This is a genomic window from Streptomyces sp. R28 (genome assembly GCF_041052385.1).
GTDB lineage: Bacteria > Actinomycetota > Actinomycetes > Streptomycetales > Streptomycetaceae > Streptomyces.
Map to the genome: position 1 here is coordinate 4,842,759 of NZ_CP163439.1, position 26,188 is coordinate 4,868,946.

Annotated in this window: 25 protein-coding genes; 15 read left to right on the plus strand and 10 right to left on the minus strand. The window is 71.5% G+C overall.

The features are described from left to right. Positions 1-147 precede the first annotated feature (147 nt). Positions 148-3,321: a sacsin N-terminal ATP-binding-like domain-containing protein gene (locus AB5J49_RS21340; RefSeq protein WP_369170220.1), complete on the minus strand. Its 3,174-nt coding sequence runs from the start codon at positions 3,319-3,321 to the stop codon at positions 148-150. A 324-nt stretch (positions 3,322-3,645) separates the two neighbouring features. Between AB5J49_RS21340 and AB5J49_RS21345 the strand changes: the two genes are divergently transcribed. Both AB5J49_RS21345 and AB5J49_RS21350 read left to right on the plus strand, forming a co-directional pair. Beyond that, positions 3,646-5,772, plus strand: coding sequence for an RNase A-like domain-containing protein (locus tag AB5J49_RS21345; RefSeq protein ID WP_369170221.1), 2,127 nt, complete (start codon positions 3,646-3,648; stop codon positions 5,770-5,772). Between the two features lie 22 nt (positions 5,773-5,794). After that, positions 5,795-6,469 (plus strand): contact-dependent growth inhibition system immunity protein, encoded by a 675-nt coding sequence (locus tag AB5J49_RS21350; protein ID WP_369170222.1) that lies wholly within the window; start codon positions 5,795-5,797, stop codon positions 6,467-6,469. Here the strand turns inward: AB5J49_RS21350 and AB5J49_RS21355 are convergent. Then, positions 6,451-6,663, minus strand: a complete 213-nt coding sequence (locus tag AB5J49_RS21355) for a DUF397 domain-containing protein (RefSeq protein WP_369170223.1) — start codon at positions 6,661-6,663, stop codon at positions 6,451-6,453. The genes AB5J49_RS21350 and AB5J49_RS21355 overlap by 19 nt on opposite strands. Beyond that, complete coding sequence (locus tag AB5J49_RS21360) at positions 6,660-7,535, minus strand: helix-turn-helix domain-containing protein (RefSeq protein WP_369170224.1); 876 nt, start codon at positions 7,533-7,535, stop codon at positions 6,660-6,662. Before AB5J49_RS21360 ends, AB5J49_RS21355 begins: the two co-directional genes overlap by 4 nt. A gap of 155 nt (positions 7,536-7,690) precedes the next feature. Here AB5J49_RS21360 and AB5J49_RS21365 point away from each other — a divergent pair, with 155 nt between their 5' ends. From AB5J49_RS21365 to AB5J49_RS21380, 4 genes are all read left to right on the plus strand, one after another. Beyond that, positions 7,691-8,224 (plus strand): ATP-binding protein, encoded by a 534-nt coding sequence (locus AB5J49_RS21365; RefSeq protein WP_369170225.1) that lies wholly within the window; start codon positions 7,691-7,693, stop codon positions 8,222-8,224. Positions 8,225-8,364: 140 nt separating this feature from the next. Beyond that, entirely contained in the window at positions 8,365-9,210 is an 846-nt protein-coding gene (locus tag AB5J49_RS21370; protein WP_369170226.1) for a helix-turn-helix domain-containing protein, read from the plus strand. A gap of 40 nt (positions 9,211-9,250) precedes the next feature. Continuing rightward, complete coding sequence (locus AB5J49_RS21375) at positions 9,251-10,126, plus strand: hypothetical protein (protein WP_369170227.1); 876 nt, start codon at positions 9,251-9,253, stop codon at positions 10,124-10,126. 2 nt (positions 10,127-10,128) lie between these two features. After that, positions 10,129-10,383 (plus strand): hypothetical protein, encoded by a 255-nt coding sequence (locus AB5J49_RS21380; protein ID WP_369170228.1) that lies wholly within the window; start codon positions 10,129-10,131, stop codon positions 10,381-10,383. Positions 10,384-10,409: 26 nt separating this feature from the next. Here the strand turns inward: AB5J49_RS21380 and AB5J49_RS21385 are convergent, their stop codons facing one another. After that, entirely contained in the window at positions 10,410-11,336 is a 927-nt protein-coding gene (locus AB5J49_RS21385; RefSeq protein ID WP_369170229.1) for a DUF3027 domain-containing protein, read from the minus strand. A 324-nt stretch (positions 11,337-11,660) separates the two neighbouring features. Between AB5J49_RS21385 and AB5J49_RS21390 the strand changes: the two genes are divergently transcribed. The 4 genes from AB5J49_RS21390 to AB5J49_RS21405 all read left to right on the plus strand — a co-directional run bounded on the left by AB5J49_RS21390 (position 11,661) and on the right by AB5J49_RS21405 (position 15,191). After that, entirely contained in the window at positions 11,661-13,088 is a 1,428-nt protein-coding gene (locus AB5J49_RS21390) for an MFS transporter (protein ID WP_369170230.1), read from the plus strand. A gap of 81 nt (positions 13,089-13,169) precedes the next feature. Then, positions 13,170-13,667: a DUF2771 domain-containing protein gene (locus AB5J49_RS21395; RefSeq protein ID WP_369170231.1), complete on the plus strand. Its 498-nt coding sequence runs from the start codon at positions 13,170-13,172 to the stop codon at positions 13,665-13,667. 23 nt (positions 13,668-13,690) lie between these two features. Next, positions 13,691-14,338 carry a futalosine hydrolase gene (locus tag AB5J49_RS21400; protein WP_369170232.1) on the plus strand — a complete coding sequence of 216 codons (648 nt, stop codon included), beginning with the start codon at positions 13,691-13,693 and terminating at the stop codon, positions 14,336-14,338. Next, positions 14,328-15,191: a 1,4-dihydroxy-6-naphthoate synthase gene (locus tag AB5J49_RS21405; protein ID WP_369170233.1), complete on the plus strand. Its 864-nt coding sequence runs from the start codon at positions 14,328-14,330 to the stop codon at positions 15,189-15,191. The genes AB5J49_RS21400 and AB5J49_RS21405 overlap by 11 nt, the downstream gene beginning before the upstream one ends. 13 nt (positions 15,192-15,204) lie before the next feature. Here the strand turns inward: AB5J49_RS21405 and AB5J49_RS21410 are convergent, their stop codons facing one another. After that, a complete protein-coding gene (locus AB5J49_RS21410) occupies positions 15,205-15,588 on the minus strand; it encodes a cold-shock protein (RefSeq protein ID WP_058924654.1) in 384 nt (127 codons plus the stop codon). 165 nt (positions 15,589-15,753) lie between these two features. Between AB5J49_RS21410 and AB5J49_RS21415 the strand changes: the two genes are divergently transcribed. Then, entirely contained in the window at positions 15,754-16,005 is a 252-nt protein-coding gene (locus tag AB5J49_RS21415) for a hypothetical protein (RefSeq protein ID WP_369170234.1), read from the plus strand. Here AB5J49_RS21415 and AB5J49_RS21420 read toward each other — a convergent pair. Together AB5J49_RS21420 and AB5J49_RS21425 are read right to left on the minus strand one after the other, a co-directional pair. Further along, the gene (locus AB5J49_RS21420) at positions 15,981-16,625 is read right to left on the minus strand and encodes an HAD family hydrolase (protein ID WP_369170235.1); all 645 of its coding nucleotides are present in this window, start codon (positions 16,623-16,625) and stop codon (positions 15,981-15,983) included. The two genes, AB5J49_RS21415 and AB5J49_RS21420, sit on opposite strands and share 25 nt — an antisense overlap. A 117-nt stretch (positions 16,626-16,742) precedes the next feature. Continuing rightward, entirely contained in the window at positions 16,743-17,786 is a 1,044-nt protein-coding gene (locus tag AB5J49_RS21425) for a hypothetical protein (protein WP_369170236.1), read from the minus strand. A 141-nt stretch (positions 17,787-17,927) separates the two neighbouring features. Between AB5J49_RS21425 and AB5J49_RS21430 the strand changes: the two genes are divergently transcribed. The 3 genes from AB5J49_RS21430 to AB5J49_RS21440 all read left to right on the plus strand — a co-directional run bounded on the left by AB5J49_RS21430 (position 17,928) and on the right by AB5J49_RS21440 (position 21,084). Further along, positions 17,928-20,468, plus strand: coding sequence for a helicase-associated domain-containing protein (locus AB5J49_RS21430; protein ID WP_369170237.1), 2,541 nt, complete (start codon positions 17,928-17,930; stop codon positions 20,466-20,468). 181 nt (positions 20,469-20,649) lie between these two features. After that, positions 20,650-20,775, plus strand: coding sequence for a hypothetical protein (locus AB5J49_RS21435; protein WP_272123792.1), 126 nt, complete (start codon positions 20,650-20,652; stop codon positions 20,773-20,775). A gap of 111 nt (positions 20,776-20,886) precedes the next feature. After that, positions 20,887-21,084 (plus strand): hypothetical protein, encoded by a 198-nt coding sequence (locus tag AB5J49_RS21440; protein WP_369170238.1) that lies wholly within the window; start codon positions 20,887-20,889, stop codon positions 21,082-21,084. Here the strand turns inward: AB5J49_RS21440 and istB are convergent. Beyond that, the gene (gene istB, locus AB5J49_RS21445) at positions 21,053-22,285 is read right to left on the minus strand and encodes an IS21-like element helper ATPase IstB (RefSeq protein WP_369170239.1); all 1,233 of its coding nucleotides are present in this window, start codon (positions 22,283-22,285) and stop codon (positions 21,053-21,055) included. The genes AB5J49_RS21440 and istB overlap by 32 nt on opposite strands. A gap of 167 nt (positions 22,286-22,452) precedes the next feature. Here istB and AB5J49_RS21450 point away from each other — a divergent pair, with 167 nt between their 5' ends. Beyond that, positions 22,453-24,096, plus strand: a complete 1,644-nt coding sequence (locus AB5J49_RS21450; protein WP_369170240.1) for a DNA repair helicase XPB — start codon at positions 22,453-22,455, stop codon at positions 24,094-24,096. Positions 24,097-24,694: 598 nt separating this feature from the next. Here the strand turns inward: AB5J49_RS21450 and AB5J49_RS21455 are convergent. Together AB5J49_RS21455 and AB5J49_RS21460 are read right to left on the minus strand one after the other, a co-directional pair. Then, positions 24,695-25,075 carry a hypothetical protein gene (locus tag AB5J49_RS21455; RefSeq protein WP_369170241.1) on the minus strand — a complete coding sequence of 127 codons (381 nt, stop codon included), beginning with the start codon at positions 25,073-25,075 and terminating at the stop codon, positions 24,695-24,697. After that, complete coding sequence (locus AB5J49_RS21460; RefSeq protein WP_369175211.1) at positions 25,023-26,171, minus strand: glycosyltransferase 87 family protein; 1,149 nt, start codon at positions 26,169-26,171, stop codon at positions 25,023-25,025. Before AB5J49_RS21460 ends, AB5J49_RS21455 begins: the two co-directional genes overlap by 53 nt. Positions 26,172-26,188 lie beyond the last annotated feature (17 nt).

The following is a 26,188-nucleotide window of genomic DNA, read 5'->3' on the forward strand; positions in this document are numbered from 1 at the left end:
TTGTGCGAGAAATTTCAAGATCAGTCCCGGAAGGTGAGGCTGACGCAGGAGCACGCCGGGCGTCTCCGGGAAATCGAGGCGGACTGACGAAACGAACAGCGGACTGACGAAACGAACAGGGGCCGCCCGAGGGGACGACCCCGTGGCTCAGTCGAACCAGCGGTCGCGGGCCAGTTCCGCCGTCCTGGACGGGTCCTCCAGCAGGGCGGCGACCTCGAACCGCCGCGGCCACTGCCCCGCCGCCCATGCGAGCCCCGCCGCGACACCCTCCAGGGTGGACGCGTGCAGCACCCCGTCATCGGTGAGCCGCCAGTCGATCTCCACGCCGTCCACGACGAGTTCCTCGTGTTCGACGTACGACTGCGGGGTCCGCGCGCCGAGCAGCACCCGCACCGGCTCCGGTACGTCATGCTCGGCGCCCTCGCTCGTCACCTCCCCGGTGACGGACTCGCTCAGCCGCCGCACCTGGAACAGCTCGGCCAACTCGGCGGCTCGCGACGGCCGTACGGGAAGCAGCGGCACACCCTCCGTGAACGGCAGCAGGTCCGGCGAGTCCACGACCACCGCGTCGGCCGCGTCCACCACCTCGACCCGCCCGTCGACCACGGCCCGCACCTCGTCCGGCAGGGTCACCTGCTCGGGGTCCAGGTCGGCCAAGGCGCTGTACAGGGCGTGCAGTTGGGGCGAGGTGACGGGACGATCCGGGTCGGCGAGCCGGTCGAGCAGCTCGGCGGCGCCGCCCGGCTCCTCCAGCAGCGCGGCGACGGATGTCCGCACGCCCAGCGCCCGCAGCACCTGCTCGTCCTCGAAGCCGGTCGCGTCCGCCTCGTCGTACAGGCCGCGCAGGAGCGGATCACCGCCTGAGGCCAGCAGGCCCGCCGGGCGGCGGCCGTCCAGCACCGGGTTGCCCCGCAGCCACCAGGCCGTGTACGGCCGTACGACCTCATGCGTGCCGTCGGGCAGCAGGATCCGCACCTGCTGGGTCAGCGCGTCCCGCAGGGGCGGCTGGGCCAGCAGCGCGAGGGCCTGCGGCCACTTGTCGTCGTCCACCAGATCCAGGTCGCGTACGGCGATCAGCTCGGTGGCGACGGGCGGTACGGGCGTGTCCGGGAAGCGGTCGAGGATGTCCTCGCTCCACACGTCCACGGCGTCCAGCAGGCCGGCGTCGTCGGGCTCGGCGAAGTCGCCTTCGCGCGGCTCCAGTTCGTCGGGGTCGAGGACGACGTCCGTGGCCCGCACGAGGGCGAAGTTGGCGAGGACGCCACAGGCGGCGAGCGGCTGCTCGCCCCACTTCTCGGCCAGCTCGGCGTCGACGGTGGCGAGTTCGTCCTCCCGCATGACCTGGGCGAAGGGGCTGCCGGGGAGGACGAGTTCACCGGCGGGCGCCAACTCCCCCTCCTCGTCGGGCAGCGCGAGAGCACCGAGCCACGGCTCGTCACCGGGCTCCAGGCCCGCGTCCCGCACGAGCGCGAGCACGGTGTCGGCCAGTTCCTCGGCGTCCGGAGCGTCCTCCTCCCAGCTCATCCCGCCGTCGTCGTCCAGGGAGGCGGCGACGGCGGCACGCACCTGGGGCGTGGTCAGGACCGCCCGGGGCGTGGCCGGCAGGGCACCGAGCTTCTCCAGGAGGGGGTGGGCGGCGTCCGGGTGGGCGACCTTGAGGCCGAGGCGGGCGAGGATCTCGGGGTCGATGGAGGCGCCGTCGGAGGTGGGGAGCAGGACCTGCCGGGGCCCGATGGTGGTGCGCCCGTCGGCCAGCGGCACCGGCAGCCCGGACAGCCGGTCCGGGTCGACCCCGGCGAGGCTGTCGTAGAGCCGCCGCCACCAGCCCGGCGCCTTCTCCAGTCCGGCGAGCCGGTCGATGGCATCGGTGAGCGGGACGCGGGCGACACCCAGGGTCCGCAGCTCCACGCGCCGTTCGAGCCCGGCGGGCAGGAGGGTGGGCAGCACCTCGGCCAGCACCCGCACGGTGTCGGCACCGGCGCCCTCGACGACCTCGGCGTCCCGCGGCCGGAGCGACTCGGGCAGCTCCGGTTCCAGTTCGTGCGGCTCGACGGCCGGCGGGAGGGAGGCCGGGTGGGCGGGCGGCAGGAACCCGGTCCGGGGCAGCCGCTCCAGGATCGCCTGACGCAGGGCGCCGTCCAGTTCGCCCTTGCCGAGCGGCCCGGGCACGAGGCCGATGATGCCCTCGCTCACCGGGCGCCAGTCGGCGAGCAGTTCGGCGTACGCGTCCGCCGCGCGCTGCACGAGGAAGTCGGTCAGCGGGCCGGGGGCGGCGTGGCGGCGGGTGGTGTCGAGGGGGAAGGAGGCGATGAGGAGGGCCGGGACGCCGAGGGGTTCGTCGCTGGGCGTGGGCGCGTGCAGGACGAGGGCGGTGCGGGGCCGGGCAGGGGTGCTGTCGGCGGCGTTGACGGGGACGGCCCAGGTGAGGGACCAGTGGGGCCGCAGCCGCTCCTCCACGGGGCGGTCGGCGAGGAGGTCGGGGGTGAGCGGGCCGTGGGCGGCGGACGTGCGCCAGTGGGTGACGCCGTTGCCGGAGTCCTCCACGACCGTGAAGGGGCCGTCGACACTGCGGCGCAGCGTGCGCGGCTCGGCGTCGCCGACCTCGACCACGACCTCCTCCAGGCCGGGCAGGGCGAGCAGCAGCGCGTCGTCGACGGCGTGCAGCAGCCGCTCGGCGAGATCGGCGGCGGCGGTGTCGCGCAGGGGGAGGATGACGGCGGTGTCGTACGGATCCGGGGCGGTCCCCTCGGCGGCGAACGGCAGCCGCAGGAGCGGCACATGCCCGTCCCGGCGCCGGATCTCGTCCCCGAGCCCCGGGCTGTGCCGCGCGGTCTCCCGGGCCAGCTCCCGGGCCTCGGCGAGAGACCACCGGATGCCGCCGTGCCGCCCGACGACGGCGGGCTCGTCGGTGACGGCGATGACGGCGGCGAAGCCGACCCCGAAGCGGCCGACGGCGCTGGCGCTCTGCTGCGTGTCCCGCTTGGCGGAGGCCCGAAGGGTGGACAGCGACTCGACGCCGGCCGCGTCCAGCGGGGCGCCGGTGTTGGCGGCGACGAGCACGCCGTCGCGAAGGGTGAGCCGCAGCCTTCCGGGCACCCCCGCCCGCGCGGCGGCGTCGGCGGCGTTCTGAGCAAGCTCGACGACGAGCCGGTCCCGGTACCCGCCGAGGACGAGATCCTCCTCGGCGTTGGCGTCCTCGCGGAAACGAGCGGGGCTGGTGGCCCAGGCGTCCAGCACGCCGCGGCGCAGACGGGCCGTACCGAAGGGGTCGGCACCTTCGGCTGCGGGCCGCACGAACTTGCTCACGTTGACTCTCCTCATCGGCGTGATGATGAAGGTACCGCCCATGCGAGGCGCATGCGCTGCCCGCCCGCTCCGCTCCCGACGCGCTTTCCGCCGCCTCCCGCGGGGGACCGGGAGCGCGGGCCGGATCCGGAGGCCTTGCGCGGCGTGCACCAGCTGATATACCGGCCGCCACCGGCAGGTGATCGCTGCCGGTGGCCTGCGGGATCCGCATCACCGTGAACTACCCGCGACAGACGACGCAGCCGTCTCACAACTCCCTTGCCGCACCGCCGGTTGACTGCCTAGCATCGCGTTCACTATCGCGAATCGAATGTTGTTCCGGTGCATCGGGGGCCTGGCGTGACGTTGGTGATGGCGGTGGCGGCCGTCTGGGGCGTGCTGCAACTGTTCGCCCTTTCCTGGCCGACTCGTTCGGTGCGCCTGTCGACCGTGCTGCTGGCGTTCGCGTTGGGCGTGTACGGGTGCGGTGTGGCGACGGCGTTGATCCAGCTCGCCTACACCCGCGTCTACGCGGAGCAGTCCGGTCAGTCGCTGGTGACGGTGGTGGACACCACCAGCTACACGGTGGCTCCCTGGGTGGAGGAATTACTCAAGGTCGCCCCGTTGCTGCTCGCGGGGTTGAGTCTGCGGGTGCGCCGGCAGTGGGGCCTGACCGACTTCGTGGTGGTGGGTGCGGCGCTGGGGGCGGGGTTCGGGCTGCTGGAGGCGGTTCTCCGCTTCGGCCTCGACGCCGACCGGGCGATCGTCCGCGGTGAGGGCTGGATCGTCCCCGACAGCCTGTCCCCGCCCTATGTGCCGGGCCTGGGGCAGGTGTTGACGTCCTGGCTCCCTGCGCCGTTCAGCCAACTGGACCTGGGCGGACCCGCGGTCACGGAAACGTTCACGCACCTGGTGTTCACGGCCGTGGCCGGCTTCGGGGTCGGGCTGCTGTGGCGCACGAGCGGTTGGGTGCGCCTGTTGTCCGTCCTCCCGATCGCGGCCGCCGCTGTGCATCACACGGTGAACAACTACGCGGTACAGGAACACGCCGACGGGGCCACGGAGTGGCTGGACTCTCTGGACGGTATGGCATGGGCAGCGCCCCTCGTGTGCCTGGCCATCGCCATGGCGGTCGACCTACGCCAACTCCACCGAGGCAAGCGCACCGTGCCCGGCGTACAACTCGCGTCCGAACGCGCCGACGGCGACAGCCTGGGCGCACTGCTGCGCTACGCGGCCTGGCGTCTGCCATGGAGCCTGCTGCTGGTCCTGCGCTACGTCAGGCTGCGACGCTCCTTGCTGTACGCCGCCGCGTCGGCGCCACCCGAGGCCACCGGGGAACTTCGCCAGGTCGTCGCGGGGATCACGGCCCGGATGGACGCGTCCGACAACCAGCGCGCCTGGCAGGCACTGAACATCCGCGCCTGGCTGAAGGCGACCCGGGCTGCCCGCCGTTCCAGGGAGCGATGGCTCCTGCTGATCCCGTGCGTGCTGATGCTCCCCGCGCTGCTGTTCCTGGGCGTCGGCTCGTTCACCTCCACCGCGGGCCTCCAGGAGTTCTTCAGTACCGGTGCGGGACCGAAGATCCTCATGGGCTTCGGCATAGCCGCCCTGGCCTGGATCGTCTACCAGCTCACGGTCCTGCTCCGCAGTTGGCGACTGGCGTCGGCGCAGCCGATGGGTGAAGTACTGGCGGCCCACCGCTTCCGTCTCGGAACCGCGCTGGGGTCGGCGACCACCGGCGTATTCCTCCTGTGGCGCGGGCTCGGCGACGCGGGCCCCGACGGCAGGGCCATCCGCACGCTCCACCTCCTCGACGCCCTGAACACCTTCCTGGTCTACCTCGGCTTCGCCCTCCTCCTTCTCTCCCTGCTCGCCCTGTTCCCTCCTGGAGGCCTCGCGCTGGCCGGGGGTGGCGCGGTCGGCGCACTCACGGCCGAAGCGGCGCTCAGTGCCGGCGTCCTCGGCACGGCCGGGCTCGTCCTCATGGGGCTGGGTGCCTCGAATGGGTCCGGCAGGGACTACAACGCGTGGCCGAGGAACAAACGCAAGGGGCGTCAAAAGCCCGAGCACCGGGCTGATGTCCGTGGCGACGAGGGCAAGAGCCTTGGCGGTAAGAGCAAGGGTCACACCATCGACAAGCACGTCGACAAGACCATTAGCGGCATGCGCAGGCGCCTGCGTGAGAACCCTGAGCTTGAGGCGGACTCACGCTACGTTGACGTCGATGCGGCACAAAGCTTCACCGACAAGACTCTGACCATCATTCGAAACCAACGGAAGATATCTGCTTGGATGGCCAACGGCGCGAAAGGAACATTGCGACTAGAAGCCAGGTTTGACGAACCCACAGGACTCCACCTCACTCGGTACGACTTCACTCACGGACGGCCAACGCAGTGGGTGAACCGTGTTCGTGTAGTTCTCAAGGCCGACCCGTCGTCGCCATCCGGATACCGAGTCCTCACTTCGTTCCCTCAACCCTGAAAACCCGTTCTTGGAGCAAGCGATGAGTCAGGCAATCCCCCCTTGGCCGCGATTCTACGAACTCAGCGAGCTGCTAGAGGCCTACGCGAACACCGGCTTCACCTTCACCGACACTGCCGAGGCCCCTGGTCCTGGTCTGGCCTCATATCTCAGAATCGCCACCCGGGATCCTGCACGCGCCTCAACGGCCGTCCAGCAAATTGACGACCTACTCTCCGTCGGACTCTTCTCCGAAGAGATCGCGGATGATGTAGAGGGCCTGCAGCAAATCCGCCCTCCGATGGGCACGAGCGTGGAAGACTGCCTGCGTATCGCCAGGGACCACCTCAATCGGTTCCTGGAGGACCCGTCACGGGTTCCCCAGATGAACCCACAGAACGCTTGGGAATGGAACGAGCGATTCCCCCAGCTGAGCCAGTTCCTCGGCGCCTACTTGCACCGGAATTACTCAGAGTTCTATGCCTCTCCCGAGGCTGCTATCGATGACTACGTCAGCGAAGTTGAGCCGGAAGACCGCACGCAGGCAGCACAGGAGATCACGGAGCTTCTCACGATGGTGACCTCGGATGAGGAACTCCACACGGCAACGACGGCGTTGGGGCTCGACCTTCTGCCACCGGATGGGATGTCACTCCGCCAGTGGCTGGAGCTGATGCGCCAGAAGGTAACTGCCGGGGATCAGCCCTCGGAAGCGTAAGTGACGAAAGCAGCCCAAGCCTGCGTCGCGAGGGCGAGTCGCGGGCCGGCGTCGCGGTGCTTGGAGTCGCGGACGTGGACGGTGCGGGGCGCTATCGCGATCTCGACGCAGGAGTCACCCTCGCTGCTGCTGCTGTAGCTGCTCTTGAACCACGTCAGCTCGGAGGCGTTCCCGGCCGAGGCGTTGCGGATCATGTTTCCCCCAGCAGTTGCTCGATGAAGGCCGTCGACTCACGTGGTGTGAGAGCCTGCGCCCGGATGATGCCATACCGCAGTTCAAGGATACGGAGCTGCTTGGGCTCGGTGACCGGGCGGCCGTTGGCCACGGCCGGAGAACGCCCCACGGCCGAGCCGTCCTCGAACTTCAGCACCTCGATACCACCGGCCAGCCCGGCGTGCTCCTCGCGATCCATCGGCATCACCTGAAGCTCGACGTTGCGCAACTTCCCCACCTCCAGCAGATGTTCGAGCTGGCGACGCAACGCCACCCCGCCTCCGAGCGGACGCCGCAGCGTCCACTCCTCCAAGACGAAGCTGAGTTCAGGCGCGGGGTCCCGCTCGAACACGGCCTTGCGGGCCACGCGCGCCGCGATGAACCGCTCCACCTCGTCCTCGGTATACGCGGGGCGCCGCATCAGGAGAAGCCCACGTGCGTACTCCGGCGTCTGCAACAGACCGTGGACGTTCAGCGGATCGTAGAGCTGGAGCTCGACCGCCTTGGCCTCCATCTCCCCCAGCGCCCGAACCTTCTTCGGATACCGGACCTTCTTCACGTCCTCCCAAGCCGCCGCGATGAGCCCACCCGCCCCCAACACCTCGTCGGCCTTGTCCAGGTACTCCTGCCGAGGAATCCGCTTCCCACCCTCGATCTTGTAGACCAAGTCCTCGCCATACCCGACCGCCGCCCCGAACTCGGCGGCCCGCATCCCCACCGCCTCCCGCCGCAGCTTCAGCTGTCGCCCGACGGTCGCGATCACCGCCACGCCCCACTCGTCGTCCGGATCCACCTCCCACCCCGGCTCATCCGCCTCCGTCTTGAGCCGTCCCGCATCCACCTCAACCGACATCCCGTACCCCTCCGTCGTACCGCCGCAGTGCAGCAGCGCCCTACCCGCACGCCCGTCCCGACAGCCCGGACACGACCGGACAAGCTCCGGACAGTCACCGTACGCACCCGCTGAGTCACTGTTCACAGTAAGCACGCACCGCAACTCTGAGTGACGTGAATCAGAAATCCGCCGAACTCATCACCCCCATCCGCCGCTTCAGCCTGCAACTGTCCTCGACGCCACGTGGGGCCCGCCTGGCCCGCCTGCTCACGGCCGAGCAACTCCGCAGCTGGAACCTGCCATTGGACCCCACGGCGCACATCGTGGCGGAACTGGCGGCCAACGCCGTCACCCACGGCAGAGTCCCCGGACGGGACTTCCGGCTCCTCATTCACGTCGCCGGCGACACCGTCCGTATCGAGGTGACCGACACGCGCGCCGACCGGCTACCGCGCACCGAACTCCCTACCCCCGAAGCGGAGTCGGGCCGAGGCCTGGTCATCGTCAATGCCCTGGCCGACCGCTGGGGCGTCACACCGGGGCTGCCGCCGCGCAAGACGGTCTGGGCCGAAGTGGACCTCGCACCGGAACCCGGAAGCCCGTGCGCCGGTGGCACGGGCGGTCACCCACAAAGTAATCCAAGGGTGAAAGAACCCCACCAAACCCCACCCGCTCCTCCCGCAGCGCACGCTCACCCGCGAGGGTGAATATCACCAACTCAGCTGGATTTCGGGCAGGTTGTCTGACTTACGCTCAGCGCGACACAACCGCAGACATGCAACGGCCCTCGCCGGGACGGCAATCCCAGTGCGAGGGCCTGACCACCAAGGAAGAAGAGCGCTTCCCGATGGATACCCAAAACCCTAGCGCGCCCTCGCGCGCCCAGTCCCGTGTCCCGGGCAAAAACCACTCCCACGCAGGCGGCCTGGTCCACGACCACACCCGCCACACCACCCGCTTCACGGTGATCGGCAACCACCTCGCCCAGCACCCGGAACTGTCCGGCCTCGCGATCGGGCTCGCCGTTTACATCCAGTCCCTCCCCGCCGGAGCCCGCGCCGACATCAAGACCCTCGCCGCCCGCTTCCCCGAGGGCACGACCCGTATCGCCGCCGCACTGCGCGAGCTGGAAGCCCACGGCTACCTGCGCCGCGAACGCAAGCGCATCCCGAACGGCCGCATCATCACCCGCACGATCTCCTGCAACCAGCCCGGCCGCCGCCACGCCCAGGACCACCCGGCCCCACCCCGGAAGAAGCGCAACCCGGCACCCCGCAAACCCCTCCCCGCGGTACCCCAACCCGCCTACCCGGCCCCCACCCTCCTCCAGACGGCAACCGACCTCCTCGCAGACCTGCGCCACCACGACCCCCGCCTGCTGCTCAGCGAGCGCGACACAGCCCACCTGGCCCCCGGCATCGCGGCCTGGCTGGAACGGGACCTCACCCCCACCGCCGTACGCCACGCCCTGACCACCGACCTGCCACCCGAGCCCTTGTGCCGCCCGGCAGCCCTCCTGGCCCACCGCCTCACCACCCAGCTGCCGCCCCCACCCCCATTCCGTGCACCCGCATCACCGTCGCCCGTCCGGCACCCCTTCCAGACCTGCGAAGGCTGCGACCGCGCCTTCCGCGCACCGCTGCCCGGAAGCTGCCGCGCCTGCCGTGTGCCCGATCCCGCACAAGCCGCCTGAGCGGCTGCCTCGTACCCAACGAAAGCCCCGAAACCGCACCATGGTCAGCTCGTCCCACGAGGCGATGCACCGCATCTTCCAGGACCACCCGGGGCTCTTCTCCCGAGTCTCCGAGGTGCTGGGCATCGAGTTCGCCCCGCCCACGTCAGTCACCGTCCTTCCTAACGACCTCACCGAGGTCAGCCCGGTCGAACGCCGTGTGGACACGCTCCTGCGGCTGGAGACGGAGGACGACGAGGAGCCGTTACTCCTCGCGGTCGAGGCCCAGGGCAAGCAGGTCCCGGACAAGCCCGCGAGCTGGGCGTACTACGCCTCGTACTTGCTCACGAAGTACCGGCTGCAGCCGATGCTGCTCGTCATCTGCCAGGACCGCGCCACCGCGGAATGGGCCGCCCGCCCGGTCGACTTCGGCCCTCGCCAGTGGCCTCTGCTCACCCTGTGCCCGCTGGTCGCGGGACCGCACAACATGCCGGTGATCACCGATCCGGCCGAGGTCCGCAAGGACCTCGCGCTCGCCACACTGTCCGCGATCACCCACGCAAGGAATCCGGACGTCGGGGCCATACTGAGGGCCGTGACGACCGTTCTGCAGGACACACCCCGAACCGTCACCGACCCGATCATCGAACTCGTCGCACGAGGCCTGGGCAAGCACCCGGCCGCAGAACTGCGGAGGAAACTGGTGGCCGTGGACCTCTCTTTCTACAAGTCGCCCCTCTTTGAAGAAGTCCGGGCCGAGGGCGAGGCACGACGTGCCGCCAAGGACGTCCTGGCGGTCCTGGCGGAACGAGGCATCGACGTCCCGGAAGAAGCCCGTCAGCGCATCACCAGCTGCGGCGATCTGGAGATCCTGCACCGCTGGCTCCTGCGCGCCGTCACCGCTCCCTCCACCGACGAGATCTTCGCGAACGAGTAGCTGTGGCCGTGGACCTCTCCTTCTACAAGTCGTACATCGCAGAAGAGATCCGGGACGAGGGCCGGGCTGAAGGCCGGGCTGAAGGCCGTACCGAGGACGTCCTGGACGTCCTGGACGTCCTCGACGTACGTGGCATCCACGTCACCGAAGCGGTCCGCGAACGCATCACCAGCTGCGGCGACCCCGAGACCCTTCGCCGCTGGCACCGACGCGCCATCACCGCCTCGACCGCCGAAGAGATCTTCGAAGCCGAGTAGTAGCCACACCGGCGGAGCTGACCTCCCTACGAGTGCCCCAGCTCCGCCGCGTCCTCGTCGGAGACGACCGACACCGACCCCGAATCCGGCGCCGGACGCAACGGGAACGGATCCACCCGCGTCTCGTCGATCACCGGCGGAGCCGGCCGCGGCGGCGTGGGCATCACCGCGGCCTCGGAGTGGCCTCCGCAGCCGTAGGTCAGGGACACGACCCGGCCGTCCGCCGGGGAGAACTCGTTCGCGCAGACTCCGAAGGCCTGGCCCAGGGAGCCGCCGATGGGGGCCAGGAAGCCGCAGGTGACGCAGGAGGCGGGGGCCGCCTGGGCCATGGGGGTCTTCGCGCCGTACGACTCCTCCCAGCGGTCCGCGGCCACGTGCAGGCCGTAGCGGGACAGGACGCGGGCGCGGCGCATGCCCAGTTCCTCCGCCACCGCGGCGATCGAGCCCCGGGACGGTGCCATCGGCAGGTCCGCGGGGACCCCCGCCGTGACGTCGGCGTCCTCCGCCTCCACCAGCTCCGCCATCTCGTGTGAGACGGCCGAGCTCGGCACCGGCTCGTCCTCGCCCGAGAAGCCGGGCTCCAGGCGCAGGTCCTCGGCGTCCGTGGGAAGCAGGTCGCCGGGGCCCATGTCGCCGGGGCGCAGGCGCTCGCTCCACGGCACCCACTCGGGGGCCAGAAGGGCGTCCGGGCCCGGCAGCAGGACCACCTCGTCCAGCGTCACGACCTTGGCGCGCGACGCCCTCGCCACCGTCACCGCCCAGCGCCAGCCGCGGTAGCCGAGTTCCTTGCACTCGAAGAAGTGCGTGACAACGCGGTCGCCCTCGGAGACCAGACCCGCGTGCTCGCCCACGACGCCGGGCGCGGCGGCCTCCTCGGCTGCACTGCGCGCGAGGTCGACCGCCTCGGCGCACAGACGGTCGGGGGTGCGGCTTCGCGTTGTCGCTGCGCTCACAGGTATCGCTTCTCTCCTACGCCGTCTCTCGGGTGCGGTGCCTTGAGGCGGTGGAGCGAACGGAGCGGACCAGTGGGCCGCGTCGACGTCCGCATCCGAATCGCGCTCGGGCGCACCTACGTCATCCATTGTGCGGGATGGCTGAGATACGCACGCTACCTGTTCGCGAGCGCTGGGCCTACACCGACGGCCCTTTCACCGCTGCGCGGCGGGTGCCGAAACCGTGCCTGCGAACCGAGAGTCACCCTCGGCCGACCCGAGCCCTTGCCCTCCATACGCGCCGTAACCGCACTACCCACCCCCATCTCGGGGCACTATTGCGTCGTGGCGACCGCGAAGCCGCCCCAAGGAGCCACCGGTATCGGTGGGGCCAAGGGGGGCCGGAATCGAGGTGGCGGAACGGGCCGGAGGCGCGGCCCCTTCCGCTCGGTCGGCCGTGCCCTGCACTTCCCGTTCACCGGAACCGCCCGCGGCATCCGCAAGGCCACCCACGCGCACGGGGCGGGCGAGTCCGGCCTCGGCAAGCTGATCGAGCTGCACGGGGTGAACGGCGCCGGGGACATGATGATCACCGTCGCCCTCGCCTCCACCGTCTTCTTCTCCGTCCCCACCGACGAGGCCCGCGGCCGGGTCGCCCTCTACCTCGGCATCACCATGGCGCCGTTCACCGTCCTGGCGCCCGTGATCGGCCCCCTCCTCGACCGTCTCCCGCACGGCCGCCGCGCCGCGATGGCCGGCGCCATGTTCGCGCGGGCGATGCTCGCGCTGGTGCTGTCCGGGGCGGTCGTCACCGGCAGCATCGAGCTCTATCCGGCCGCGCTCGGGGTGCTGGTCGCCTCGAAGGCCTACGGCGTCGTCAGAAGCGCCGTGGTGCCCCGGCTGCTGCCACCCGCCTTCTCCCTGGTGAAGGCCAACTCCCGGGTCACCCTCGGCGGCCTCCTGGCCACCGGCATCGCGGCGCCCATCGGCGCGGGACTCCAGGCGCTCGGGCCGCGCTATCCGCTGTACGGCGCCTTCGTGATCTTCATCGCCGGTACGTTCCTGTCGTTCACCCTGCCGCCGAAGGTCGACTCGGCCAAGGGCGAGGACACCGCGCTGCTGGCGGCCGACGAGCAGCATCTGCACGGGCCGCACCTCAAGCCCGTCAAGCGCCCCGGACTGCGCACGGTCGGCATCGCCGTCACCCACGCCCTCGGCGCCAACGCCGCCCTGCGCTGTCTCTCCGGCTTCCTGATCTTCTTCCTCGCGTTCCTGCTGCGCGAGCACCCGATGTCCGGCCAGAGCGCCGCCGTGTCGCTGGGCATAGTGGCCGTCTCCGCCGGGGTCGGGAACGCCTGCGGTACGGCGGTGGGCGCGTGGCTGCGCTCCCGGGCGCCCGAGATCATCATCGTGACGGTCGTGGGCTTCGTCCTGCTCGCGTCGCTCACGGCCGCGCTCTTCTTCGGCTCGGTCCTGGTGGCGTTCCTCGCGGCGACCGCCGGGTTCGCGCAGGCGCTGGCCAAGCTGTCGCTGGACGCGCTGATCCAGCGGGACGTGCCCGAGCTGGTCCGTACGTCGGCGTTCGCGCGCTCCGAGACGCTGCTGCAAGTGGCCTGGGTGCTCGGCGGCGCGATCGGCATCGTGCTGCCCCTGAAGGGCTCCCTGGGCCTGCTGGTGGGCGCGGGGATCGTCGCCGTCGGCTGGCTGACCACCATCAAGGGCCTGATCGGCTCGGCCCGGCACGCCGGCCACGGACGGCCGAACGTGGCCTGACACGCCCCGTCCGCCCCCGTGACGTACGGCACGCCGCCCCCACTTGGGGAGAGCGTCATACGGGCCCGATAACCTTCGCCCATGACCACGATGCCACGCGGCGGAGCCGCAGATGTCCGCGCCGTTGTGCGACGCCGCCGCGCGCTCGCCGCCGCCGGCGCCGTTTCCGCCGGACTGCTCGCCCTGTCGGCCTGCGACAAGCCGACGCCGATGGCGACGATCACCGTCGGCACCTCCTCCGTGAACGCGGAAGCCACCTGCGGTGGTGAGGGCGACGCCCTGAAGACCGCGGACCTGGGCAAGTGCCTGAAGGACAAGGACATCAAGTCCATCAAGGTGGACCCCGACGACACCGTGCGCTTCGGCGTCGACCCGGAGATCGCGGACGAGGGCTGGACCGTCCTCATGAACGGTCAGCCGCTCACCGACTCCAGCAAGAAGACGTACCGCACCATCCCGGGCAGCGTGTTCTTCAACGCCCAGTACGGCGCCAGCGGCGACTCGACGCTGGTGTCGATCAAGGAGGGCGAGCAGGACGTGACGGGTCTGTGGTCCTTCAAGCTCGAGAAGGACAGCTGACCACGTCCGGCGTACGTGTACTGGTGGCCACCGCGGTCCCGGCTGAGCGGGACGCGGTGGCCCAGGCGATCGAGGCGCCCGGCGTCGACGTGATCGCCGCCGGCGTGGGCCCCGCCCTCGCCGCCGCCTCCACCGCGACGGCCCTCACCACGGCCGCCCTCGCAGGCGCCCCGTACGGCCTGGTCGTCTCGGCCGGCATCGCGGGCGGTTTCGCGCCGCACGCCCCCGTCGGCTCCCTCGTCGTCGCCGACGAGATCACCGCCGCCGACCTCGGCGCGCAGACCCCCGACGGCTTCCTGCCCGTCACCGAGCTGGGCTTCGGCACCGTCACCCACCGTCCTCCCGAAGCACTCGTACGAGAGGTCGCGACCGCCACCGGCGCGCGCCCCGGCGCGGTCCTCACCGTCTCCACCGTGACCGGCACCGCCGTCCGCGCCGCACAGCTGCGCGAGCGGCACCCCAGCGCCCTCGCCGAGGCCATGGAGGGCTTCGGCGTCGCCGAGGCCGCGGCCGCGCACCGCACGCCCGTGCTGGAGCTGCGCGCGGTCTCCAACCCCGTCGGCCCGCGCGACCGCGCCGCCTGGCGCATCGGTGAGGCGCTGGCGGCCCTCACCGAGGCCTTCGGGAAGCTCGCACCCGTCCTGGAAGGTTGGCACCCGCATGACCGGTGAGCAGCAGCAGCGACAGCCCTTGCGGATCGCGTACTCCCCCTGCCCGAACGACACCTTCGTCTTCGACGCCCTCGCCCACGACCGCGTCCCCGGCGCCCCCGCCCTCGACGTCACCTTCGCCGACATCGACATCACCAACGGCATGGCCGAGCGCGGCGAGTTCGACGTGCTGAAGGTGTCGTACGCCGTGCTGCCGTACGTCCTCGGCGAGTACGCCCTGCTGCCTTGCGGCGGCGCGCTGGGCCGGGGTTGCGGCCCGCTGGTGCTGACACGGGAGGCCGGGGTGGACCTCACCGGCCGTACGGTCGCCGTGCCGAGCGAGAAGTCGACGGCGTACCTGCTGTTCCGGCTCTGGGCGGCCGACACGCTCCCCGGCGGTGTCGGCGAGATCGTGGTGATGCCGTTCCACGAGATCATGCCCGCCGTGCGGGACGGGAAGGTCGACGCGGGGCTCGTCATCCACGAGGCGCGCTTCACGTACCAGAACTACGGGCTGCACAAGCTCGCGGACATGGGCGAGCACTGGGAGGACACCACCGGGCTGCCCATCCCGCTGGGCGCGATCATCGCCAAGCGTGCGCTGGGCGCGCGGAAGCTGACGCTGCTGGCCGACTCGATCCGTACGTCGGTCCGGGCCGCCTGGGACGACCCCGAGGCCTCCCGCGCATACGTCATGCGGCACGCCCAGGAGATGGACCCGAACGTCGCCGACCAGCACATCGGGCTGTACGTCAACGAGTTCACCGCCGACCTCGGCGAGGACGGCTATGCCGCGGTACGGGGGCTGCTCACACGTGCGGCGGCCGAGGGGCTGGTGCCGCCCCTCGGCCGTGATGCGTTGGAATTCCCTTAAGTCGCCGACGTACCTATACGTCGAGCTGGTCGGCGACCGCCCGCAGCAGGCCGGCGATTTTCTTGCCGGCGGTCTTCTCGGGGTAGCGGCCTCGCTCCAGCATCGGCGTGATGTTCTCCAGGAGAGTCGTCAGGTCCTGGACGATGGAAGCCAGTTCGTCCGGCTTCTTGCGGGTGGCGGCCGCGACCGACGGGGTCGGGTCCAGGACCGTGACCGAGAGTGCCTGGTCGCCGCGCTGGCCTGCGACCACGCCGAACTCAACTCGCTGGCCCGGCTTGAGTGTCTCGACTCCGGCGGGGAGGACCGAGGAATGAACGAAGACGTCACCGCCGTCGTCGCGGGAGAGAAAGCCGAAGCCCTTCTCGCTGTTGAACCACTTGACCTTGCCGGTAGGCACGTCTGTCCTCGTCCTCGTACTCGTCGGAAAACTGCTTCTGAAAACGGCTCTTGATAGCACTACAGCGGGTCGACCATGACCCGCCGCTACCAAGGCTAATGCTCCCGGAGCCGGTGACAAGACGTCGCCCGGTTGTTCCTTCGCGCAGGGAACTACCCTGGTCCGGTGCGTGACAAAACCCAAACGAATTCCGCCGCTCCCGGCGACCGACTGATCCGTGCCGGAGCGGTCCTGTTCTTCATCGGTGCCGTGGCCACTCTGGTCACGGTGGCCCCGTTCCTGCTCGGTACGACGCCATTTCCGACGTTCATGTTCGGACTGAGCATGCTCATGGGCGTCGGATTCCTCGTCGCCGGCGCGGGGGTGTTCCGGTCGATCGCGGCCGGCCGGCGTCAGGCGCGCGGCGCGACGAGGTAGCCGGCGAGCCAGTCCGAGAACTCGGTCAGGTCCGCGAGGACGATGTCCGCGCCGAGCGCACCGAGTTCATCGGCGCCGTACGGTCCGGTCGCCACCGTGACGGACAGGGCGTCGGCCGCGCGCGCGGCGCGGATGTCTCCCTGGTGGTCGCCGACGTAGACGCTCGCGCCGTACTCGCGCAGGGCCTCCGCCTTCTGCTCGGCCCACAGGTTGCCGACGACCGCGTCGGGCTGGATGCCGAGGTGCTCCAGGTGCAGCTTGGCGTTCGGCTCGTACTTGGCGGTGACGACGATCGCGCGCCCGCCCGCGTCCCGTACGGCGTTGATCGCCTCGCGGGCGCCGGGGAGGGCGGGCGTGGCGGCGATGGCGATCGTCGGGTACATCTCGCGGTACAGGTCGGCGGTGGCCGCGACCTGCTCCGCCGGGAACCAGTTGATCAGTTCCTCCTCAAGCGGTGGCCCGAGCCGCGTGATCGCCAGGTCGGCGTCGACATACGTACCCGTCCGCTCGGCCAGTGCCGTGTAGCAGGCGTGGATGCCGGGGCGGGAGTCGATGAGGGTCATGTCGAGGTCGAAGCCGACGGTGAGCGGGGACAGGGTCGAGGAGGCCATATGGGCCATTGTGCCCAGGCGGCCGGAGGGCCAGACGCCGGATGGATGTGATCCGCGTCCGTGATCCGCGTCCGTGATCCACATTCGTGATCCGCATCCACCTCGCGGGCCGCACCTCGCGGACGCCTACTTCTCGCGCTGCGACCGCCACACGATGAACAGCGCCGACGCCACCGCCGCCCCCCGCAGCACCCACGGCCAGGTCTCGGAGATCGCGTCGTTCATGTGGCCCTCGGCGATGGGGGTGCTCCAGCGGCCCTCGGTGCGGCCCCACAGCCAGACGACGCCGGCGGTGAGCGCGAGGCCGGGCAGGATCACGACCGCCCACTTGGTCTCGGCGTCGCTCAGCCGCCGTGAGCCCCAGGCGATGAGCCAGCCGAGGAGCAGGGCGATGAGGTTGCCGAGGACGGCACCGGCGACCAGCAGCGCGGCGGCGAGCAGGAGCAGGGGGTTGCTCCAGCGGCCGCTGGGGAGGGTCGGGCGGCGCGGCAGGAAGCGACGGCGACGGGGAGCGACGGTCTCCGCCTCCGAGTCGTCGGCCCTCTCCACGTCGGCCAGGGCCGGATCCTCGGCGGGATCCTTCTTCTCGAGCCGCGTCTCCGCTTTCGCGGGCGGGCGCCTGAGCATCTCCGGGATCTCGACGCCGCCGACGAATCCCGGGACGTCCTCGCCGGGGCCGAAGGGACTGCTGTCCACCCGCCACCAGTCGGGCCGGGTCGCGCTGCCGCCCAGGTCCTCCGTGCTGGCGAAGTGGGGCGGCGGGGGCGCGTCGTCGAGTACCGCCGGCGCCTCGGCGGGGCGCGGACGCGGCACGAGACGGCGCAGCCCCTTGGGCCGTTCCTGGTGGGCCTGATGGGCCTGGCTGTCCCGGCTGTCCGGCTGTACGGGCACGGAGGTGACCGGCGCCTGGGGTGCGGGGGCGGCGTTGCCTCCCCCGGAGGGGGGACCCCCAGCGGCCGCGACGACCTCGGCCGGGGTGCCGAGACGGGCGATGATGCGGCGGACGGCGGCGGGGCTGTCGACGGGGGCCTTCGCGCGTCGCCGGTCGATCTCGCCGCGCAGCTCGTTCACCAGGCGCATGCGGGTGGCCGACGGCAGCTGGCGCTGCTGAGCCACGTCGCCGACGCGGCTCAGATACTCGTAGACGACCTGGTCGCTCTCGATCCCCACGAAGTCCCCTCCGGGGTGGGTGCGTTGGATACCCCGTGGGAGGACGTTAGCGCAGGGGGAGCGCCGCCCGTCCGCACCCACCGGCCCCCACCCGGCCCTCGTCCGCCCGGCCGCCGGAGGCAACCCGCTAACGTGGGCAGGATGAGCGACCCGGCTACACCGCCCCGTTCCCTCGCGGAAGCCCTCCGTGCGCGGGACGACGTCTCCCTGGCCGTACTCCTGCGCAGCCGCCCAGACCTCATCACCCCCGTCCCGACCGACCTCACCCAGCTGGCGACCCGCGCCGGCACCCGGGCCTCCGTGGTGCGCGCCCTGGAGCGGCTGGACCGTTTCGCGCTGCAGACGGCGGAGGCGCTGGCGGTGGCGGCGGACCCGGCGACGTACGGCGAACTGCTCGGCCTGATGACCGGCGACGAGGGCGACCAGGCCGTCGCCGGCGCCCTGCCGCACGCTCTCGGGGCCCTACGCGACCAGGCCCTGGTGTGGGGCTCCGACGACCGGCTGCGGCTGGTCCGTACGGCACGTGAGCTGCTCGCGCCCTCGCCGCAGCACCCGTCCCCCACCGGCCTGGGCCCGACCGTGCAGGAAGCCACCGCGGGCATGTCGCCGGGCCGTATCCAGGAGATCGTCACGACGGCCGGGCTGGCCACGACTCACGACGCCGTGTCCGCGGTGTCGTCGCTCACCGCGCTGTTCGCCGACCGGCGGCGTATGGCGGACCTGCTCGCCGACGCCCCGGAGGAGTCCCTGGAGGTCCTGTCCCGGCTGGTCTGGGGGCCGCCGTACGGCCAGGTCACCGCCGATCCGGCGCCCCGGCTGCGCTGGCTCCTCGACCGCGGCCTCCTCCTCCCGACGGCGCCCGGCACGGTCGTCCTCCCCCGCGAGGTGGCCCTGCACCTGCGGGCCGGCCGCGCGCACCGCACCACCGAGCCGCTGCCGCCGCCGGTCGAGGCGACCGCGACGCACCGTCCACAGGTTGTGGACGGGACCGCCGCCGGGCAGGCGTACACGGCGCTGGCGACCGTCGAGGAACTGCTGAAGGACTGGGACGAGGGCGGGCCGACCGTTCTGCGGGCGGGCGGCCTGAGCGTGCGCGACCTCAAGCGGACCGCCGTCGGGCTCGACGTCTCCGAGCCGATGGCCGCGTTCTGGGTCGAGCTCGCCTACGCCGCCGGGCTGCTGGCCTCCGACGGCGAGGCCGACGAGCGGTACGCGGCGACGCCCGCCTACGACGAGTGGCTGGAGCAGCCCTCCGCGCAGCGCTGGGTGCGGCTGGCGGAGGCGTGGCTGTCGGCGACGCGTACGGCGGGCGTGGTCGGGGGGCGGGACGCGAAGGACCGTACGTTGTCGGCGCTGGGGCCGGGCCTGGACCGCTCCGCCGCGCCGGAGGTACGGCACCGGGTGCTGGCCCTGCTCGCCGGGCTGCCGGAGGGGGCGTCCCCGTCCGCCGAGTCGGTGCTGGCGCGGCTGCGCTGGGAGCGGCCGTTGCGGGGGCCGCAGCAGGACGAAGACGACCTGCGCAGCCGCCTCGCCCGGTGGACGCTGAGCGAGGCGGAGCTGCTGGGGGTGACGGGGCGGGGGGCACTGTCGGCGCAGGGGCGGGCGTTGCTGGGCGCGCGGATGCCGGAACCGGCCGCCGGGGAACCGGTCGGCCCCGGCGACAAACTCCCGGTGCACCACCATCACCGTCCGACCGCACCCCCCGAGCCGCTCTCCCCCGCCGAGCAGGCCGTCGCCTCCGCGGCCGCCGCCCGCCTCCTCACCCCGCTCCTGCCCGAGCCGCTCGACCACGTCCTCCTCCAGGCCGACCTCACGGCCGTGGCACCCGGCCCCCTGCAGCGCCCGCTCGCCGAGATGCTGGGCGTGCTCGCGGACGTGGAGTCGAAGGGCGGCGCGACGGTCTACCGCTTCACGCCCGGCTCGGTACGCCGCGCCCTCGACGCCGGCCGCAGCGCCTCCGACCTGCACGCCTTCCTCACCGAGCACTCCCGTACGCCGGTACCGCAGCCGCTGGCGTACCTGATCGACGACGTGGCCCGTAAGCACGGCCATCTGCGGGTGGGCGCCGCTTCGGCGTACGTCCGCTGCGACGACGACGCGCTGCTGAACGAGATCCTCGCCGACAAGCGCGCCGCGGGCCTGCGCCTGCGCCGCCTGGCGCCGACCGTGCTCGCCACCCAGGCGGACCCGGCGGCGCTGCTCGACGGCCTGCGCGCGATGGGCTTCGCCCCGGCCGCCGAGTCGGCGGAGGGCGACGTCCTGATCACCCGCGCCGACGCCCACCGCACCCCACCGCGCACGGCCCCCGAGCCGGTCCCCGACGGCCCGCCGACGCCGGACGCCACGCTGCTGGCGGCCGCGATCCGCGCCATCCGCGCGGGCGACCTCGCCTCCACGACTCCGCGCAAGCCGAGCGGAGCCACGGCTTCGGTGACCGGCGGTGACCTCCCCCGCACGACCCCCGCCGAGACCCTCGCCACCATGCAGGCCGCCGTCCTGACCGGCGAGGCGCTGTGGATCGGGTACGTCAACGCCGAGGGCGCCGCGAGTCAGCGGGTCGTCGCACCGGTACGGGTCGAGGGCGGCTTCGTGACGGCGTACGACCACACCGCGGACGAGGTACGGACGTATCCGCTGCACCGGATCACGGGGGTTGCGGAGCTGGCGGACGACGAGACCTGACGGCCGGATCCGGCGGTCCCCCTCGTTCGGGTGTACGCGGCATTCCATGCACGCCACGCCGGGCTTTTCCAACTCTTGAGGGACCTTGCGGGCCTTTCCGCTTCGCGTCACGAGGCGCAGGGCAGCCACCGGGTGTCCTGATCACGCTCTCAAGTGAGCGCAACAGAGAGGTGTTTGTCCCATGCGTGCTGCTCGTCGCATTGCCACCGTGCTGACCGCCACCGCCGCCATGATCGGCGCTTTCGCTACGCAGGCCGCAGCGATCGGTGGCGAGGTCGCCGGGTTGGTGATCGAGTTCCCGATCTGACACCGCCGGCACACGCGTCGGGCCGGACCCGTGTTCCAGGGTCCGGCCCGACCGGCTCACCAACGCGTCAACGCCCCGCATCAGACCGGCATCAGAAAGGCTCCCAGTCTCATGTGTCCCACCGCCGCCCGCCTCGCCACCGTCGCCGCCGCCCTCGTGGTCGGCGTCATCGCTCCCGCGGTCACTGCGGCACCGGCCTGCGCCCTACCACTGCCTGTCCCGGCTCCCGCGACGGAATCCCTGGTCACCGAGGGCGTCACCATCGAGGGGCCGCTGATCAACAACTTCGGTCTGCCCATCCTGAAGTAGCGCGGCGCATCCGGTAGCTGTCGCCGTCGATCCGTACGAGCTCGGCATGGTGGGCCAGCCGGTCCACCATCGCCAGCGCCGAGGGGCCGCCGAAGATCTCGTCCCAGCGGCCGAGCGGACGGTCGCTGGTCACGATCAGCGAGGCCCGTTCGTAGCGGTGCGCGACCAGTTGGAAGAAGAGGGCGGCGGTCTCCGCGTCGAAGGGGGTGTAGCCGACCTCGTCGACGATCAGCAGGGCGTGGTCGTCGAGCGCGGTGAGCTCCTCGGCGAGCCGGCCGGCGTCCAGGGCGCCGGCCAGCCGGGCGGCCCACTCCGCGGCCGTCGCGAACAGCACCGAGTGGCCGGCCTGACAGGCGCGCACGCCGAGGCCGACGGCCAGATGGGTCTTGCCGGTGCCGGGCGGGCCGACCAGGACCACGTTCCGGTGGGCGGCGACGAAGTCCAGCTTGCCGAGCCGGGCCACGGCCTCCCGGTCGAAGGCGTGGGGATGCTCCTCGTCGAAGTCCTCCAGGAGCTTGCGGGCGGGAAACCCGGCGGCCCGGACACGGGCCTCGGTGCCGGCGTCGTCGGCCACGTGCGGGGCGGACGCCTGGGCGGGGATCGGCACGGAGCGTGCGGTGGCCACCGCTTCCGTCGGCGCCGCGGACGACGCCGCGTCGGTTCCCTGCCCCCGGCTCTCCTTGTGCGGTGCGTGATCGGCCCGGTGGGCGGCCATCGGCCCCGACATGTACGCCAGGATCGCCGCCGAGGCGATGAACGCCATGTGGATCACCGTGCCCCACAGCAGTGAGTGGTGCGAGGTGTGGTGCACATCCACGAACATCTGGAGCAGATGGACCGAGGAGATGCCCACGATGGCGGTGGCGAGCTTCACCTTCAGCACATTGGAGTTGACGTGCGAGAGCCACTCGGGCTGGTCACGGTGGCCCTGCAGACCGATGCGCGAGACGAACGTCTCATAGCCGCCGACGATCACCATGATCAGCAGATTGGCGATCATGACGACGTCGACCAGCTTCAGCACCGCCAGCATCACGTACGTCTCGGTCGCCTGCCCGCTCACGCACCGGACCAGTAAGGTCCACAGCTCGTAGAAGAATTTGTAGACGTACACGCCCTGGGCAGCCACCAGGCCGAAGTACAGCGGGGCCTGGAGCCAGCGAGTGGCGAACAGGGCGTAACCGATTGTCGTGGTCGTCACGATCCGCCATTCTTCGGAAGCCACCGCCGAACAGCTCAACCGAACCACCCACAGGACTGAATAGACATCCTGTAGGACCGGAGGCGCCGACCGTCCCGACCTGGGGAAGGATCAGGCACACTGGACGTTTGGTCGCGCCGTCCGGCCGCATGGAAAGGTTGCCGCGCGTGAATGGTCCACTGATCGTCCAGTCCGACAAGACCCTGCTCCTGGAAGTCGACCACGAGCAGGCCGACGACTGCCGTCGGGCCATCGCGCCGTTCGCGGAGCTGGAGCGGGCGCCGGAGCACATCCACACGTACCGGGTGACGCCGCTGGGGCTGTGGAACGCGCGCGCGGCGGGGCACGACGCCGAGCAGGTCGTGGACGCGCTGGTGCAGTACAGCCGCTATCCGGTGCCGCACGCGCTGCTGGTCGACATCGCCGAGACGATGGACCGGTACGGCCGCCTGACCCTGAGCAAGCACCCGGCCCACGGGCTGGTCCTGACGAGCACCGACCGTCCGGTCCTGGAGGAGGTGCTCCGCTCCAAGCGGATCGCGCCCCTGGTCGGTGCCCGTATCGACCCGGACACCGTCGTCGTCCATCCCTCCGAGCGAGGGCAGATCAAGCAGACCCTGCTGAAGCTGGGCTGGCCCGCCGAGGATCTCGCGGGGTACGTCGACGGCGAGGCGCATCCGATCGAGCTGGCCGAGGACGGGTGGGCGCTGCGGCCGTATCAGAAGCAGGCCGTGGAGAACTTCTGGCACGGCGGCAGCGGGGTCGTGGTCCTGCCCTGTGGGGCTGGGAAGACCCTGGTCGGCGCCGGGTCCATGGCTCAGGCCAAGTCGACGACGCTCATCCTCGTCACCAACACCGTCTCCGCCCGGCAGTGGAAGCACGAGCTGATGAAGCGGACGTCGCTGACCGAGGAGGAGATCGGTGAGTACAGCGGGACGCGGAAGGAGATCCGGCCCGTCACCATCGCCACGTATCAGGTACTCACCACCAAGCGGAAGGGTGTCTATCCGCACCTGGAGCTGTTCGACTCCCGGGACTGGGGGCTGATCGTCTACGACGAGGTGCATCTGCTGCCCGCGCCCGTCTTCAAGTTCACCGCCGATCTTCAGGCCCGGCGGCGGCTCGGGCTCACCGCGACCCTCGTGCGGGAGGACGGGCGCGAGTCCGACGTCTTCTCGCTCATCGGGCCCAAGCGGTTCGACGCTCCCTGGAAGGAGATCGAGGCGCAGGGCTACATCGCGCCGGCGGACTGTGTGGAGGTGCGGGTCAATCTGACGGACGCCGAGCGGCTCGCGTACGCCACCGCCGAGACCGAGGAGAAGTACCGCTTCTGCGCGACGACCGACACCAAGCGGAAGGTCACGGAGGCCATCGTCCGTCGCTTCGCCGGGCAGCAGATCCTGGTCATCGGCCAGTACATCGACCAACTCGACGAACTGGGCGAGCATCTGAACGCCCCGGTGATCAAGGGCGAGACCTCCAACGCCCAGCGCGAGAAGCTCTTCAACGCCTTCCGGGAGGGCGAGATCAGCGTCCTCGTCGTGTCCAAGGTCGCCAACTTCTCCATCGACCTGCCGGAGGCGACCGTCGCCGTCCAGGTCTCCGGCACCTTCGGCTCCCGCCAGGAGGAGGCCCAGCGCCTCGGCCGCGTCCTGCGTCCCAAGGCCGACGGCCACAAGGCCCACTTCTACTCGGTCGTCGCCCGCGACACGATCGACCAGGACTTCGCCGCCCACCGCCAGCGCTTCCTGGCGGAGCAGGGGTACGCGTACCGGATCATGGACGCGGACGAACTCCTGGCCGAGAGCTGACGGGCCCGCCCCACACGACAGCCACACGGCTGGCCTCTTGCCCACACGATCTCCGGGCCCGGACACACGACCCCGGGCCCGGACACACGACCCCCGGGCTCGGACATACGACCCCCGGGTCCGCCCACACGACCCGCGGGCTCGGACATACGACCCCCGGGTCCGCCCACACGACCCGCGGGACCGAGCGCACAACCCATGGGGCCGCGCGGGACCGGCACTCCGGTCCCCACACCTGCGGACCGGACGCACCACCCACGACGGTCGGACGCGCGGTCCACGGGGCCGGACACACGACCGCGCCCCGTCCTCACACCCCGCGAGACCGGACGCACACCCCACGAGACCGGCCGCAACCCACGCACCCGTCCACACAACCCACGGGTGCCGACCGCACGACCCGAGGCCCCGTCCGCACGGCTCGCGAGGTCGGACGCACAATCCACGGGGGCCGGAGGCACGGCACCAGCCACGACCCGCGCTTCCGTCCACACAACCCGCGCTCCCCTCCACACGCCCCGCGGCCCCACCCCCGCGGCCCGGCTCGGGGCACGCGGCCCCGCTGGAGCGCACCGCCCCCTCAGAGCGCACCGCCCCCTCAGGGCGCAGGCAGCGTGAACACCAGCAGCAGTACGAAGAGCGGCGGCAGCAGGGTGGTGATCGCGGCGCCGGTGCGCCAGGCCGACCAGCGGCGCTGCCAGGGGAGTGCCCATGCCGTGATCCAGGCCGCGAGCGTGGGCAGGGTGCCGAAGGTGAGGGTTCCGTAGATCACGGACAGCTGCGTGTTGAGCGCCGGCGAGCAGTCGTCGGGACCGCAGCTGTCCGTCGCCATGGCGGAGAGCCCGCCGAAGAGCAGCGCGGCGGGGCCCAGGAACGCCAGGAGGATCGTCGCGACGAGCGGCGCGATCCAGGCCCTGGAGTCCCGCTCAGCCACGTCCGCCCGGGCCGGGGGCTGTGCCGCGATGTGCTGTGTCGTCATGCGAGCAGTGAACCGGTCCGGCAAGGACCGGGGCACCGGTGCGCGTACTCATCCGCCGGGTGATCACGTACTCAGCCGTCGGCAGCAACAGCACCAGCGGCACCACCAGCAACGGGTACGGCGACGCCAACGGCTGCTGCCACCAGGGCAGTCGCAGGTCCAGGTCCCCCTCGTGCGGCAGCAGCCACATCGTGCGGGCGGTGAAGACGAGGGCCACGAGTGCGGCCGTACGCGTACGGCGCTCCGCCAGGAGCACGGCGATCAGCGGCACGCACCACACCCAGTGGTGGGACCAGCTGATCGGTGAGACGAGCAGCGCCGTGAACGCCGTCAGGAGGATCGCGTGGCGGTCCTCGGCGGCTCGCGCGGCCAGCCACAGGCCGGTGAGCGCGACCGCCGCGCAAGGCAGCGCCCAGACCGCCGGGCCCGGTGCCGGGTCGCCGAGGGCGCGGGTGATCAGCCCCTGCAGCGACTGGTTGTCGACGATCCAGGCCTTGCCCACGCGCTCCGTCTCGTAGAGGCGGCGGGTCCAGAAGTCGAGGCTCGCGGCGGGGAGGACGGCGGCCCCGAGCGCGACCGTCCCGGCGCAGGCCACCGTCGCCGTCCCCGCCTCTCGGTGCCGCCCACGCAGCAGCAGGTACCCGATGAAGATCGCCGGCGTCAGCTTGACCCCGGCCGCGATCCCCACGGCGGCGCCCCTGAAGCGGGCGCCCGACGGCCGGGTGAGGTCCCACAGGACCAGACAGGCCAGGGCGAGGTTGATCTGGCCGAAGAGCAGGGTCTGGAAGACCGGCTCCAGCCAGAGGGCCGCGGCCGTGGCGGCGCACAGGGCGGTTCGGCGCGGGAGGCGGGTCCTCGCCAGGCCCGACAGCCGGGCGGAGAGGTGGACGAGTACGGCGAGCAGGAGCGCGTTGCCCGCCAGGAAGGTCGCCTTGAGGGCCGTCACCGGGATCAGTGTCGCCGGGACGAAGAGGAGGGCCGCGAAGGGCGGGTAGGTGGCGGGGAGCTGCCACTCGGTGACGGTGAAGCCGTAGAGGTCGTCGCCGCCGCGCAGGACCGCCTGTCCTTCCGCCCGGTAGACCAGTGCGTCGGCCATCGGGATGCGCTGGTGGA